Genomic DNA, 13,639 nt, shown 5'->3' on the forward strand with positions numbered 1-13,639 from the left:
ACTGGATCAGGTGAATCGCCATGCTCGATTTCCTCAATGACCTCCTCTGGAGCAAATTGCTGATCGTAGTCCTCGTCGGACTCGGTCTTTTCTTCTCCATCAGCTCCCGTTTCGTCCAGTTCCGCTACTTCAGCGACATGTTCCGCATCTTCGGCCAGGCGCTGCAGCGCAAGGAAGGCCAACTGAGCGGCTTCCAGGCCCTAATGCTGTCGGTTGCCGGCCGCGTGGGCGCAGGCAACATCGCCGGTGTCGCGGTGGCCATCATGCTTGGCGGCCCGGGCGCGGTGTTCTGGATGTGGGTCGTGGCGCTGCTGGGCATGGCGACCAGCTACTTCGAGTGCTCCCTGGCCCAGCTCTACAAGCGTCGCGAAGCCGATGGCACCTACCGTGGCGGCCCGGCCTTCTACATCCTGCATGGCCTCGGTCAGCGCTGGCTGGCGGTGATCTTCTCGATCCTGCTGCTGGTGACCTTCGGCTTCGGTTTCAACGCCGTGCAATCCTTCACCGTGGCCACTTCGCTGCATGACACCTTCGGTCTACCGACCTGGATCAGCGGCATCGCCCTGGTGGGTGTGATCGGCCTGATCGTATTCGGCGGCATCAAGCGCATCGCCGCCATGGCTGACGTCCTCGTTCCGATCATGGCGGGTACCTACATCCTGATGGCGCTGGTGGTGATTGGCATGAACTTCACCGAAGTGCCGGCGACCCTGGCCCTGATCGTGAAGAGTGCCTTTGGCCTGGAACCTGCCTTTGCCGGCGGCGTGGGCGCAGCCATCCTGATGGGTGTGAAGCGCGGCCTGTTCTCCAACGAAGCGGGCCTGGGCAGCGCGCCCAACGTAGCCGCCGTGGCCGAGGTCAAGCATCCGGCCGCCCAAGGCATTGTGCAGTCCCTCAGCGTGTTCATCGATACCCTGCTGGTGTGCACCAGCACCGCACTGATCATCCTGCTCTCCGGCGTGTACCAGCCGGGCAGCGAGATGGCCGGTGTCGTGCTGACGCAGACAGCCCTGGCGGCGGAAGTCGGCGAGTGGGGCCGCATCTTCGTGAGCGTGGCGCTGCTGCTCTTCGTGTTCACCACCCTGGTGTACAACTACTACTTGGGTGAAAACGCCCTGAGCTTCTTCAGTACCAAGCGCATCCTGCTCCAGGCCTACCGCGTGCTGGTCATGGCCCTGGTGCTGTGGGGTTCCATGCAGGACCTGTCCACCGTGTTCGGCTTCGCCGACGTGACCATGGGTCTGCTAGCCCTGGTGAACCTGGTGGCCATCGCCCTGCTGTTCAAGATCGGCATGCGCCTGATGCACGACTACGACGCCCAGATTAAGGCCGGCGTAGAAGAGCCGGTGTTCGACGCCAGCAAGTTCGCCGACCTGGACATCGACCATGACGCCTGGAACAAAAAGGCGGAGACCTCCAATGCCGAGGCAACAGGCAGACTGGCTCAGAGCCACCGCTAATTCGCTGTACCGGCAAGACCTGGTGCCGCTCCTCCGCTGACGCGGGGTGCGGCACTGTCGTATCTGCACCCTGTTCTTTTCGAGTTATCCACACCCATGAAAGCTGTGAAGAACCTCTTCGTGCTCTACACCGGCGGCACCATCGGCATGCTGCAGACTCCTGAAGGCCTGGCCCCGGCCAGCGGCTTCGAAGCGCGCATGCGCGAGCTGCTGGACGGCCAGGGAACGGCAATGGAGTGGCACTTCAAGGAAACGCTGCCACTGATCGACAGCGCCAACATGCGCCAGGCCAACTGGCTGGCCATGCGCGACGCGATTGTCGAGGCGGTGGAACGCGGCCATGACGGCGTGCTGCTGTTGCACGGCACCGACACGTTGGCTTACAGCGCAGCGGCCCTTGGCTTCCTGCTGCTCGGCCTGTCGGTACCGGTGGTACTGACGGGCGCCATGCTGCCGGCCGGCAGCGAAGGCAGCGATGCCTGGCCGAACCTGCTGGGCGCCATCAACGCGCTGCAGGCGGGGGTCGCCCCCGGCGTGCACCTCTTCTTCAATGGCGAACTGCTGCATGGCGCCCGCACCAGCAAGTTGCGCTCGGAGGCCTTCGACGCCTTCGCCGAACTGCCGCGCCCCCGCGAGGGCGAGCGCGCCGGAGCCATTCCAGCCGGCCTCGATTACCGCACCCCACGCCAGCCGGTGAACCTCGCGGTACTACCGCTGTTCCCCGGCCTTGCGGCCAGCCATGTGGACGCGCTGCTCGGCAGCGGTGTGCAAGGCCTGGTGCTGGAATGCTACGGCAGCGGTACCGGCCCGTCGGACGACAAGGCCCTGCTGGACGTCCTGCGTGCCGCCCACCAGCGTGGAGTCGTGCTGGCCGCCACCAGCCAGTGCCCGGCCGGGCATGTGCAGGCGGGCGTCTACGCCGCCGGCAGCCAACTGCTGGCCACCGGCCTGGTACCTGCCGGCGGCATGACCCGCGAGGCGGCGCTGGGCAAGCTGTTCGCCCTGCTCGGCGCAGGCTTGCGGCAGGAAGAGGTGGAGCGGTGGTTTACCGTGGACCTTTGCGGGGAAATGGCGGACTGAGCACAGGGCGGGAAGTGCTCAGCTGAACCTCGATGGCGGACCGATGAAGCGTGGTCCACCCTACGAAAGCCTGCCCGAAACAGTGGATTCGCCGGGTGGATGGCGCTCTTCCATCCACCCGCTCCGTCTAATGGGTTTCGATTCGCTCAACCACATCCCACGCAGGGGTCGAGTGCAGCGCTGGCACGAAGGGACATACGGCGGACTCAGGCCACTTCGCCGCGGATGTACTGCTCCAGGTGCAGGATCAGGTCGTCCTGTTCGGCCATGGCCTCTTTCACCAGGTCGCCGATAGACAGCAGGCCGACCAGCTCGCCGCCCTCCACCACCGGGAGGTGGCGCATGTGCTGGTCGGTCATCAGCGACATGCATTCGCGGATGCTCTGCTTCGGCGTCACCGTCAGTACCGGTTCGGTCATGAACTCGCGCACCACCGTCGCCACGGATGAGCGTCCCTGCAGCACGCCTTTGCGCGCATAGTCACGCTCACTGACGATACCCACCAGGCGCCCGCCCTCGGTCACTGGCAGAGCACCGATGTTCAGCTCGGCCATCATCCGCAATGCCTCGAGCATTGGTGCTTCGACATCAATGGTGTGAACGTTCTGCCGCGGCTTGGCGCGGAGCATCTGTGCGACGGTCTTCATCTGTAATCCCTCCGGTTGCGTTGGCTGGAAGGCCAGAATGCGCGCGGTCGTGGCCTCGGCGCCAAGAAGGGATTTGCATGGTGATGATTGAAAAATTCATTGAGCCGGCGAACCGCTGGACTCGCCTGCATCCACCCCCCATGAAAAGGTTCATCACGGACTGCCAATCCCGTGTTAGCGCGTTCGAGATCAGGCGCCCGGCTCATTGGCCAGTGGGATCAAAGGCCTTGTTGCAGCCAAGGAGCAAAGCGAGAACGGGTGTAGGACGGTGATCTGACCGGCAACGGCAGACTCATCAGAACAGGCCGCACCTTGGTGGCACGGCCTGGCAATGGGTCAATGGGCGACGTTTCCGCACGCCTGACCCTCACGACGAAAGCAGGTCAACCGCGCCTGGCTTCAATCCTGCTCACTGGCAATCAACCGGTACAGCAGCGCACCGATCAACGCGCCGGCAATCGGTGCCAGCCAGAACAGCCACAATTGACTGACCGCCCAATCTCCGACGTAGAGCGCTACCGCCGTACTGCGCGCCGGGTTGACCGAAGTATTGGTCACCGGGATCGAGATCAGGTGGATCAATGCCAGGCTGAGGCCAATGGCCAAGGGCGCAAATCCGGCCGGAGCACGCTTGGACGTAGAGCCGAGAATGATCAGCAGGAAGAACGCCGTCATCACGACTTCGCAGATGGCCGCCGCAGTCAGCGAATAGCCGCCGGGGGAGTGCTCGGCATAACCGTTGGAGGCGAAGCCGGCCGACAGATCGAAACCGGCCTTGCCAGAGGCGATCAGATAAAGCACGCCGCCAGCCGCCAGGCCGCCCAGCACCTGAGACAAGATGTAGGGCAGCAACTTGGCCAACGGCAGACGCCCGCCAGCCCAGAGCCCGACCGAAACCGCCGGATTAAAATGCCCTCCGGAGATATGCCCCACTGCGTAGGCCATGGTCACCACCGTCAGGCCAAAGGCCAGCGACACACCCAGCAAACCAATCCCCAGCTCTGGAAAGGCGGCCGCCAGCACCGCGCTGCCACAGCCGCCCAACACCAACCAGAAGGTACCCAGAAACTCGGCTCCACATGCTTTCATATGCTGATTTCCTTTCAGGAAAACCAGACCGGCTGTCTGGCTCGACAGCATGCAGTGTAGGCGGCACATCAAGCTGCGCCCGGATCAGCGGCTCACACCCGGCATCTTGCCCCAATAAAAACGGGAGCCTTGCGGCTCCCTAGGGGACTCTCTTCGGAGCAATCAGGCGATTTCGATCAGCACTTCACCCGGGTTCACACGGTCGCCCTTAGCAACGTGGACGGCCTTGACGGTGCCGTCGATGGGCGCCTGGACCTCGGTTTCCATCTTCATGGCCTCGGTGATCAGCACGGCCTGACCGGCTTTCACCTGGTCGCCTTCCTTCACCAGCACGTCGACGATGTTGCCCGGCATGGTCGTGCTGACATCGCCCGGCGCACTGGCGCTCTTGCGCTTGCTGCCGCTGCCTGCGACGAACTCGTTGAGCGGCTCGAATACCACTTCTTCCGGCATGCCATCGATGGACAGGTAGAAGTGACGTTTACCGTCGCTCTTCACACCCACGCCGGTGATGTCGACACGGTAGCTTTCGCCGTGCACGTCCACCACGAACTCGGTGGGCACACCTTCGCCGCCGACCGGAGCGGCGCGCTGGCCATTGGGGATAGGCAGAAGCTCTTCAGGTTTCAGGGTGCCGGCTGCACGCTCTTCGAGGAACTTGCGGCCGATGTCGGGGAACATGGCATAGGTCAGCACGTCCTCTTCGGACTTGGCCAGGCTGCCGATGTCGGCACGCAGCTTGTCCAGCTCCGGCTTGATCAGGTCGGCCGGACGCACGTCGATGACTTCTTCGTTGCCGATGGCCTGGCGGCGCAGTTGCTCGTTGATCTCGCCCGGCGCCTTGCCATAGCGGCCCTGCAGGTAGAGCTTCACCTCGTTGGTGATGGTCTTGTAGCGCTCACCGGCCAGCACGTTGAAGAAGGCCTGGGTGCCGACGATCTGCGAGGTCGGGGTCACCAGGGGCGGGAAGCCGAGGTCGGCGCGCACGCGCGGGATCTCTTCCAGCACTTCGGCCATGCGGTTGAGCGCGCCCTGCTCTTTCAGCTGGTTGGCCAGGTTGGAAATCATGCCGCCCGGCACCTGGTTGACCTGTACGCGGGTATCCACGCCGGTGAATTCGCTTTCGAACTGGTGGTACTTCTTGCGCACGGCGTGGAAGTACATGCCGATTTCCTGGATCAGCTCAAGGTCCAGGCCGGTGTCGTACGGGGTGTTGCGCAGGGCGGCAACCATGGACTCGGTGCCCGGGTGGCTGGTGCCCCAGGCCATGCTGGAGATCGCGGTGTCGATGCGGTCAGCGCCGTTTTCGACAGCCTTCAGCTGGCACATGCTGGCCACGCCGGCGGTGTCGTGGGAGTGCACCACGACTTCCAGTGGCAGGGCATCCTTCAGGGCCTTCACCAGGTCGCCGGTGGCGTACGGGGTCAGCAGGCCGGCCATGTCCTTGATGGCGATGGAATCGACGCCCATGGCGGCCATGGTCTTGGCCTGGTTCACAAAGGCATCGATGGTGTGCACCGGGCTGGTGGTGTAGGCGATGGTGCCTTGGGCGTGCTTGCCGGCAGCCTTCACGGCTTCGATGGAGACACGCAGGTTACGCACGTCGTTCATCGCGTCGAAGATGCGGAACACGTCGATGCCGTTGACGGCCGCCTTGGCGACGAAGGCGCGTACCACGTCGTCCCCGTAGTGGCGGTAGCCCAGCAGGTTCTGGCCGCGCAGGAGCATTTGCAGACGGGTGTTGGGCAGGGCGGCTTTGAGCTTGCGCAGGCGCTCCCACGGGTCTTCCTTGAGGAAGCGTACGCAGGCGTCGAAGGTGGCGCCGCCCCAGACTTCCAGCGACCAGTAGCCGACCTTGTCGAGCTTGTCGCAGATCGGAAGCATGTCTTCGGTGCGCATGCGGGTGGCCAGCAGGGACTGGTGCGCATCGCGCAGGATGGTATCGGTGATGGAGATCTTCTTGCTCATGTTCTGAATCCTTCCCCTACAGGCCGGCGTGGGCGGCGATGGCGGTGGCGATGGCGATGGCCAGGTGCGACGGGTTGCGCTTGATCGAGTACTGGGTCAGCTCCGGATGGCTCTCGACGAAACTGGTATTGAACTCGGCGCTGCGGAACTCGGGATTGCGCAGGATTTCCTGGTAGTAGGGCGCGGTGGTCCGCACACCTTGCACCCGCATGTCATCGAGGGCGCGCAGGCCGCGGTCCAGGGCTTCTTCCCAGGTCAGTGCCCAGACGATCAGTTTCAGGCACATGGAGTCGTAGTACGGCGGAATGGTGTAGCCGGTGTAGATCGCGGTGTCGGTGCGCACGCCTGGGCCGCCGGGGGCGTAGTAGCGGGTGATCTTGCCGAAGGACGGCAGGAAGTTGTTCTTCGGGTCCTCGGCGTTGATGCGGAACTGCAGGGCGAAACCACGATGGATGATGTCGTCCTGCTTGACCGACAGCTCGAGGCCCGAGGCAATGCGGATCTGCTCGCGGACGATGTCGATGCCGGTGATTTCCTCGGTGATGGTGTGCTCCACCTGCACGCGGGTGTTCATCTCCATGAAGTACACCTCGCCTTCGGCGAGCAGGAACTCCACGGTGCCGGCGTTCTCGTAGCCCACGGCCTTGGCCGCGCGTACGGCGAGGTCACCGATGTAGGCGCGCTGCTCGGGGGTGAGCTGCGGGCTGGGGGCGATCTCGATGAGCTTCTGGTTGCGGCGCTGGATCGAGCAGTCGCGCTCGAACAGGTGAACGGTGTTGCCGAAAGAGTCGGCCAGGATCTGCGCTTCGATGTGCTTCGGGTTGACGATGCACTTCTCGAGGAAGACTTCCGCCGAGCCGAAGGCCTTGGTGGCTTCGGAAATCACGCGCGGGTAGGCCTGTTCCAGCTCCTCGCGGCTGTTGCAGCGACGGATACCGCGACCGCCACCGCCAGAGGTGGCCTTGAGCATCACCGGGTAGCCGATGCGCTCGGCTTCACGCAGCGCTTCGGCGAGGTCGGCGACGTTGCCTTCGGTGCCCGGGGTGACCGGCACGCCGGCCTTGATCATGCTGCGGCGGGCTTCGGTCTTGTCGCCCATGCGGCGGATCACTTCGGCGCTCGGGCCGATGAACTTGATCCCGCGCTCGGCGCAGATGTCCGCCAGCTCAGCGTTTTCGGAGAGGAAACCGTAGCCCGGGTGCAGGGCATCGCAGCCGGTCTCGACCGCCAGGTTCACCAGCTTGCGCGGGTTCAGGTACCCGGCCAGCGGGTCGTCACCAATGCTGTGGGCTTCGTCGGCACGCTTGACGTGCAGGGCGTGCCGGTCGGCATCGGAGTAGATGGCCACCGAGCGGATGCCCATCTCGGCGCAAGCGCGCACGATGCGGACGGCAATCTCACCACGGTTGGCGATCAGGATTTTCTTGATCACGAGCTTTCCCTCGACCAAGTGAACAGGCGAACGGCTGGGCCGGTCGTTGGGTGACCGCAGATCGTGTAGCGGTCGCGTCATTACCCTACGCCGCGAGCGGGAATAACCCCAATCAATAATTATTGGGGTATCCATTAGGTTGAGCTTATAGTCAGCAACCCTGCCCACCCCTCGAGGCCAAAATCGATGCGCAAGACCCTGCTGCGTATGACGCTGCGCCAGCTCCAGGTGTTCCGTGCCGTGTATGAAAGCCGCTCCTACAGCCGCGCGGCCGAGGAGATGGCGCTGACTCAACCGGCCGTCAGTCTGCAGATCCGCCAGCTCGAAGAACTGGTGGGCCAGCCGCTGTTCGAGTATGTCGGCAAGAAGCTCTACGTGACCGACGCGGCCGAGGCGCTGATGCGCGCCAGCAGCGACATCTTCCAGCGCCTGGCCAGCCTCGACATGCAGCTCTCTGATTTGCAGGGCTCCCTGCAGGGCCAGCTGAATCTGGCGGTGGAATCGAGCGCCAAGTACTTCGTGCCGCACCTGTTCGCCGCCTTCCGCGAGCAGCATCCGGACGTCAGCCTGCACCTGGTGGTGACCAACCGCGCCCAGGTGATCAAGCGCCTCTCGGACAACCGCGACGATCTGGTGATCATGTCCCTGGTACCCCAGGATATGGCGCTGGAGTTCCTGCCCTTCCTGAACAACCCGATCGTTGCGGTGGCGCCGCCCGACCACCCGCTGTGCAACGCCGCCAAACTGACGCTGAAGGACCTGGAGCCCTATACCCTGCTGGTGCGTGAGGCCGGCTCAGGCACGCGCAAGGCCTGCGAGGAATACTTCCAGCAGAAGCGCGCGCACTTCGCCCAGACCATGGAAGTGGCCTCGCTGGATGCACAGAAGGAATGTGTGGTGGCCGACCTTGGCATCGCCCTGATCCCACGCCACGCAGTGAGCCTGGAACTGGCGACAGGACTCTTGCGAGAGCTGCCGGTGGAGGAGTTGCCGCTCTATCGGAGCTGGTGCGCGGTACACGCCAAGGGCAAGCGGCTGTCGCCGGTCGCCCAGGCGTTTCTAAGCTTTATCCGCGAAGAACGCGCACAGATCAGCGCGCTTTCCCACCGCTTTTCCGGCGCACTGCCTTTGACGACAACAGGTAGTTAACGGCGATCAGCTCGGGGTAGGGGTAGTCCGAGCATTCCATCTGCAGGCGGCGCTGCTCGCAGCGGTCTTCGATGGCGCGACGGAATTGCATACGCCGCTGGTCCTCCAGTTTGCGCCGGGTCTTGCTGTCCAGATGGGCGGAATCATCGTGAAAGCGTTGCATGGCATCTCTCCCTGGGTGGGGTCCGGTAGGCGCAGCATCGCCCGCACCTGTGACGCTTTCGCGAAGGCTCGGTGAATCTGTGGTGAAGCGTGGGTTTCAGGCTATCGGGCTGATAGCTGGACAGACCGGCACGAGCGGACTTTGCTCAGCTGTGTGCAGGTCATGCCGCTGGAGGACGCCATGAGCAATGCCGTCGAGTTCTTCCAACGCTTTCCGATCCAACGGGTGCGCGCCAGCATTCTCGATGATGTATTGGCCAGCGAACGCCAACGGCTGGTGCTGCTCTACCTCTGGCAGGACGACTGCCCGCTCTGCGATGTCGCCAAACACGACCTGCTGCGCACCCAGGCGCGCTGCCAGTGGCCGCAGGTACGCTGGCTGCACGACGAAGTGGAAGAAGACCCGGCGCTGGCCCTGCGCTTCGGCCTGCACGGCGTGCCGACCTTCATTGCGCTGTACCACGGCCGGCCGCTGGGACGGATTACCAGCTGGCCGGGCAGCGGACCCTTCATCGAAGCCATCGAGCGGCTGCTGGTACGCCAGGGGCTGGCCTGATTGGCTACGCGTCGGAGCGACTACCTTGGGAATGGCCTATGAGGCTCCGAACTAGTCCTCGGCGCTCTTCACCGACTTGGGCGATAGACGCAGGCTGCGCAGGCTGCGCTTCACACTCTTGAGGTGGTTGACCAGGGTCGGGCCACGGGCCATGGCGACGCCCATGGCGAGTACGTCGATCACCACCAGGTGGGCGATGCGCGAGGTCAACGGGGTGTAGATTTCGGTGTCTTCCTGCACGTCAATGGCGAGGTTCACCGTGGCCAGGTCAGCCAATGGCGTCTGGCTCGGGCAGAGGGTGATGAGAGTAGCGCCGGCCTCACGCACCAGGTTGGCGGTGATCAGCAGGTCCTTGGAGCGACCCGACTGGGAAATGCAGATGGCCACGTCCGAAGGCTTCAGGGTGACCGCCGACATCGCCTGCATGTGCGGATCGGAGTAGGCCGCCGCCGTGAGCAGCAGGCGGAAGAACTTGTGCTGGGCATCGGCCGCCACTGCACCCGAAGCGCCGAAGCCGTAGAACTCCACGCGCTGAGCCTGGGCACAGGCGCCGATGGCACGCTGGAGGGCTTCCGGGTCGAGCTTCTCGCGGACTTCCATCAGGGTGTGCAGGGTGGTGTCGAAGATCTTCAGGCTGAAGTCGGCGACCGAGTCCTCTTCGTGAATGGCGAACTGGCCGAAGCTGGCACCAGCGGCCAGGCTCTGCGCCAGTTTCAGCTTCAGATCCTGGAAGCCGCCGCAGCCGATGGCCCGGCAGAAGCGCACGATGGTAGGTTCGCTGACCCCGACCCCCTGGGCCAGGTCGGCCATGGAGCTGTGCATGACCGCGGCGGGATCGAGCAGGACGTGGTCGGCGACTTTCAGTTCCGACTTGCGCAGCAGATGCCGCGACTGAGCGATATGTTGCAGCAGATTCACAGGGCAGGCTCTGTCTGGAATAGGGGTTTTGCCGGTTTCTTCCGTCATGCAACGGGCCTCGACTCGGTTATGATCGGCTGAACCAGGCTGTAGTGATCGTGTAGTTATACTACATGAGCCGCTTTTCCGCCCAGTTGAACGACCCTCTATCCGCGTGCAAGGAAGGGAGAGCGCATCCTTGACCAGCTCCTGCGACATGCTCGTCTTCGGCGGTACCGGCGATCTCGCGCTGCACAAACTGCTTCCGGCCCTCTATCACCTGCATCGCGAAGGGCGCCTGCATCCGCAGATGCGCATCCTCGCCCTGGCCCGCAACGCCCTTGACCGTGACGGCTACCGCGCCCTGGCCGAACGCCGTTGCCGTGCCCAGGTGGCCCGCGCCGACTTCACCACCGAGGCCTGGCGGGGCTTCTCCGAGCGTCTGGACTACTTCGCCATGGACGTCTCCCAAAGCGCCGACTTCGGCCGCCTGGCCCGCTACCTCGGGCCTGACCCCGGCTGCGGGCGGGTGTACTACCTGGCCACCGCCCCCGACTTGTTCGAGGACATCGCCGCGCACCTGGCCGTTGCCCAGTTGGCTACCCCGCAATCGCGCATCGTGCTCGAGAAGCCCATCGGCCACTCGCTGGAGTCGGCCAAGGCGATCAACGCCGCCATCGGCAAGGTGTTCGACGAATCCCAGGTGTTCCGCATCGACCACTACCTGGGCAAGGAAACCGTGCAGAACCTCATGGCCCTGCGCTTCGCCAACGGTCTGTTCGAGCCGATCTGGCGTGCCGGGCACATTGATCATGTGCAGATCAGCGTCTGCGAGACCCTCGGCGTGGAGAACCGCGGCGCCTACTACGACCGCTCCGGGGCCATGCGCGACATGGTGCAGAACCACCTGCTGCAACTGCTCTGCCTGGTGGCGATGGAGGCGCCGGTGCGCTTCGACGCCGAAGCGGTGCGCAACGAGAAGGTGAAAATCCTCGAAGCGTTGAAACCCATCTCTGGGCAGGACGTGCGCGACAAGACCGTGCGCGGCCAGTACAGCGCCGGCAAGATCGGCGGCCAGGAAGTGCCGGCCTACTACTTCGAGAAAAACGTCGACAACGACAGCGACACCGAAACCTTCGTCGCCCTGCAGGCGGAGATCGACAACTGGCGCTGGGCCGGCGTGCCTTTCTACCTGCGCACCGGCAAGCGCCTGGCGCGCAAGTACTCTGAGATCGTCATCCAGTTCAAGCCGGTGCCCCACCGCCTGTTCGCCGATGGCGAGGCCAACCGCCTGCTGATTCGCCTGCAGCCGGAGGAGCGCATCAGCCTGCAACTGATGGCCAAGTCGCCTGGCAAGGGCATGAACCTGGAGCCCGTGGAGCTGGACCTGAACCTGGCCAAGGCCTTCAGTCACCAGCGTCGCTGGGACGCCTACGAGCGCCTGTTGCTGGATGTGATCGAGGGTGATTCGACGCTGTTCATGCGCCGCGACGAGGTGGAAGCCGCCTGGAGCTGGGTCGACCCCATCCTCGAAGGCTGGCACGAGCACTACCAGAGCCCGCGCCCCTACCCCGCCGGCTCCACCGGGCCGGAACAGGCCCACAGCCTGCTGGAGCTGCACGGCCGTGCCTGGCACGACTGAGGCCGTGTCTACACCATTGCTTCAGCTCAATATCTGGCCTGAATCCACTCCCTAGAATCGCGCGTCCATCGCCCCCCACCGCGAGCCGCGCCATGCCCAGTCCCGAACTGCTCTCCCCCGCTGGTACCCTCAAGGCCATGCGTTATGCCTTTGCCTACGGCGCCGATGCCGTGTATGCCGGTCAGCCGCGCTACAGCCTGCGGGTGCGCAACAACGAGTTCGACCACACCAACCTGGCCGTCGGTATTGCGGAGGCCCACGCAGCCGGCAAGCGCTTCTACGTGGTGGTGAACATCGCCCCGCATAACGCCAAACTGCGGACCTTCCTCAAAGACCTGGAGCCCGTGATCGCTATGGGGCCGGATGCGCTGATCATGTCCGACCCCGGCCTGATCATGCTGGTTCGCGAGCATTTCCCGCAGATGCCCATCCACCTCTCGGTGCAGGCCAATGCGGTGAACTGGGCCAGCGTGAAGTTCTGGCAGCAGCAGGGGCTGAGCCGGGTGATCCTGTCCCGCGAACTGTCCCTGGAGGAGATCGGCGAAATCCGCCAGCAGGTGCCCGGCATGGAGCTGGAAGTCTTCGTCCACGGCGCTCTGTGCATGGCCTACTCCGGCCGCTGCCTGCTGTCCGGCTACCTCAATCATCGCGACCCCAACCAGGGCACCTGCACCAACGCCTGCCGCTGGCAGTACAACGCCAAAGCGGCTCACGAAGATGAACTGGGCCAGGTGGTTCCGACCCTCGGCTGCGGGGCGAGCAGCGACCGGGTGTTCCTGCTGGAAGAAGCCAATCGCCCCGGCGAGCTGATGTCCGCCTGGGAGGATGAGCACGGCACCTACATCATGAACTCCAAGGACCTGCGCGCTGTTCACCACGTCGAGCGTTTGCTGCAGATGGGCGTGCATTCGCTGAAGATCGAGGGCCGAACCAAATCGCACTTCTATGTGGCACGTACCGCCCAGGCCTACCGCAAGGCCATCGATGACGCCGTTGCCGGCCGCCCCTTCGACCGCGCCCTGATGGACGACCTCGAGTCCCTGGCCAACCGCGGCTACACCGAGGGTTTCCTGCGCCGCCACGTACACGACGAGTACCAGAACTACGAACACGGCTACTCCCTGGCCGAGCGCCAGCAGTTCGTGGGCGAGCTGACCGGGGTGGTTCGCCAGGGCCTGGCGGAAGTACGGGTGAAGAATCACTTCGCGGTAGGCGACCGCCTGCAACTGATGACCCCGCGGGGCAATGTGGACTTCCGCCTGGAAGCGCTGGAGAACCGCTACGGCGAGCACAAGGCCGTGGCGCCGGGGGACGGCCACACGCTCTACCTGCCGCTGCCTGCGGACCTGCCCCTGGAACACGCGCTGCTGATGCGCTGGTTCAGTACCGGCAACAGCCGTAACGCCGCCAGCGCTTGATGCCGGGCGGAAATCGTCCGTCCGAACCTGTAGGAGCGAGCTTGCTCGCGAAACGCCGTGGCACAAAGCTTCGCGAGCAGAGCTCGCTCCTACAACAGTTCAGCTTCGTCGATGGGTTGAACACGGAGCGATATCCATC

12 protein-coding genes are annotated in these 13,639 nt (G+C 64.2%); 6 read left to right on the forward strand and 6 right to left on the reverse strand.

The annotated features are described in order from the left end of the window. The first annotated feature begins 20 nt into the window (after positions 1 to 20). Together AAHM40_RS10915 and AAHM40_RS10920 are read left to right on the forward strand one after the other, a co-directional pair. Positions 21 to 1,460, forward strand: a complete 1,440-nt coding sequence (locus tag AAHM40_RS10915; protein ID WP_342244661.1) for an alanine/glycine:cation symporter family protein — start codon at positions 21 to 23, stop codon at positions 1,458 to 1,460. A gap of 96 nt (positions 1,461 to 1,556) precedes the next feature. Further along, positions 1,557 to 2,540, forward strand: coding sequence for an asparaginase (locus tag AAHM40_RS10920; RefSeq protein ID WP_342244662.1), 984 nt, complete (start codon positions 1,557 to 1,559; stop codon positions 2,538 to 2,540). Positions 2,541 to 2,746: 206 nt separating this feature from the next. On the opposite strand, the gene AAHM40_RS10925 is transcribed toward AAHM40_RS10920, so the two are convergent. The 4 genes from AAHM40_RS10925 to AAHM40_RS10940 form a co-directional block, all read right to left on the reverse strand. After that, positions 2,747 to 3,187 (reverse strand): CBS domain-containing protein, encoded by a 441-nt coding sequence (locus AAHM40_RS10925; RefSeq protein ID WP_342244663.1) that lies wholly within the window; start codon positions 3,185 to 3,187, stop codon positions 2,747 to 2,749. A 399-nt stretch (positions 3,188 to 3,586) separates the two neighbouring features. Next, positions 3,587 to 4,276: an aquaporin Z gene (gene aqpZ / locus AAHM40_RS10930; protein ID WP_342244664.1), complete on the reverse strand. Its 690-nt coding sequence runs from the start codon at positions 4,274 to 4,276 to the stop codon at positions 3,587 to 3,589. 162 nt (positions 4,277 to 4,438) lie between these two features. Beyond that, positions 4,439 to 6,244 carry a sodium-extruding oxaloacetate decarboxylase subunit alpha gene (gene oadA, locus AAHM40_RS10935; protein ID WP_342244665.1) on the reverse strand — a complete coding sequence of 602 codons (1,806 nt, stop codon included), beginning with the start codon at positions 6,242 to 6,244 and terminating at the stop codon, positions 4,439 to 4,441. 16 nt (positions 6,245 to 6,260) lie between these two features. Then, positions 6,261 to 7,676 carry an acetyl-CoA carboxylase biotin carboxylase subunit gene (locus AAHM40_RS10940; RefSeq protein ID WP_280369838.1) on the reverse strand — a complete coding sequence of 472 codons (1,416 nt, stop codon included), beginning with the start codon at positions 7,674 to 7,676 and terminating at the stop codon, positions 6,261 to 6,263. A gap of 201 nt (positions 7,677 to 7,877) precedes the next feature. Between AAHM40_RS10940 and AAHM40_RS10945 the strand changes: the two genes are divergently transcribed. Beyond that, positions 7,878 to 8,825 carry a LysR family transcriptional regulator gene (locus AAHM40_RS10945; RefSeq protein WP_280285428.1) on the forward strand — a complete coding sequence of 316 codons (948 nt, stop codon included), beginning with the start codon at positions 7,878 to 7,880 and terminating at the stop codon, positions 8,823 to 8,825. Here AAHM40_RS10945 and AAHM40_RS10950 read toward each other — a convergent pair. Beyond that, a complete protein-coding gene (locus tag AAHM40_RS10950) occupies positions 8,767 to 8,988 on the reverse strand; it encodes a PA3496 family putative envelope integrity protein (protein WP_081667902.1) in 222 nt (73 codons plus the stop codon). The genes AAHM40_RS10945 and AAHM40_RS10950 overlap by 59 nt on opposite strands. A gap of 180 nt (positions 8,989 to 9,168) precedes the next feature. Between AAHM40_RS10950 and AAHM40_RS10955 the strand changes: the two genes are divergently transcribed. Then, the gene (locus AAHM40_RS10955; RefSeq protein ID WP_342244666.1) at positions 9,169 to 9,543 is read left to right on the forward strand and encodes a thioredoxin family protein; all 375 of its coding nucleotides are present in this window, start codon (positions 9,169 to 9,171) and stop codon (positions 9,541 to 9,543) included. Between the two features lie 51 nt (positions 9,544 to 9,594). On the opposite strand, the gene hexR is transcribed toward AAHM40_RS10955, so the two are convergent. Then, complete coding sequence (gene hexR / locus AAHM40_RS10960; RefSeq protein WP_280285199.1) at positions 9,595 to 10,461, reverse strand: transcriptional regulator HexR; 867 nt, start codon at positions 10,459 to 10,461, stop codon at positions 9,595 to 9,597. Between the two features lie 196 nt (positions 10,462 to 10,657). Here hexR and zwf point away from each other — a divergent pair, with 196 nt between their 5' ends. Beyond that, positions 10,658 to 12,082 carry a glucose-6-phosphate dehydrogenase gene (gene zwf, locus AAHM40_RS10965; RefSeq protein WP_342244742.1) on the forward strand — a complete coding sequence of 475 codons (1,425 nt, stop codon included), beginning with the start codon at positions 10,658 to 10,660 and terminating at the stop codon, positions 12,080 to 12,082. 92 nt (positions 12,083 to 12,174) lie between these two features. Then, positions 12,175 to 13,500, forward strand: coding sequence for a prephenate-dependent tRNA uridine(34) hydroxylase TrhP (gene trhP, locus AAHM40_RS10970; protein ID WP_342244667.1), 1,326 nt, complete (start codon positions 12,175 to 12,177; stop codon positions 13,498 to 13,500). Positions 13,501 to 13,639: the final 139 nt, after the last annotated feature.

The organism is Pseudomonas sp. OTU5201 (assembly GCF_038440135.1).
GTDB lineage: Bacteria > Pseudomonadota > Gammaproteobacteria > Pseudomonadales > Pseudomonadaceae > Metapseudomonas > Metapseudomonas resinovorans.

Excerpts from the sequence above, each read along its gene's own strand:
- AAHM40_RS10915 (WP_342244661.1), top strand. The coding sequence starts at position 21 with ATGCTCGATTTCCTCAATGACCTCCTCTGGAGCAAATTGCTGATCGTA.
- AAHM40_RS10920 (WP_342244662.1), top strand. The coding sequence starts at position 1,557 with ATGAAAGCTGTGAAGAACCTCTTCGTGCTCTACACCGGCGGCACCATC.
- AAHM40_RS10925 (WP_342244663.1), bottom strand. The coding sequence starts at position 3,187 with ATGAAGACCGTCGCACAGATGCTCCGCGCCAAGCCGCGGCAGAACGTT.
- aqpZ (WP_342244664.1), bottom strand. The coding sequence starts at position 4,276 with ATGAAAGCATGTGGAGCCGAGTTTCTGGGTACCTTCTGGTTGGTGTTG.
- oadA (WP_342244665.1), bottom strand. The coding sequence starts at position 6,244 with ATGAGCAAGAAGATCTCCATCACCGATACCATCCTGCGCGATGCGCAC.
- AAHM40_RS10950 (WP_081667902.1), bottom strand. The coding sequence starts at position 8,988 with ATGCAACGCTTTCACGATGATTCCGCCCATCTGGACAGCAAGACCCGG.
- AAHM40_RS10955 (WP_342244666.1), top strand. The coding sequence starts at position 9,169 with ATGAGCAATGCCGTCGAGTTCTTCCAACGCTTTCCGATCCAACGGGTG.
- zwf (WP_342244742.1), top strand. The coding sequence starts at position 10,658 with ATGCTCGTCTTCGGCGGTACCGGCGATCTCGCGCTGCACAAACTGCTT.
- trhP (WP_342244667.1), top strand. The coding sequence starts at position 12,175 with ATGCCCAGTCCCGAACTGCTCTCCCCCGCTGGTACCCTCAAGGCCATG.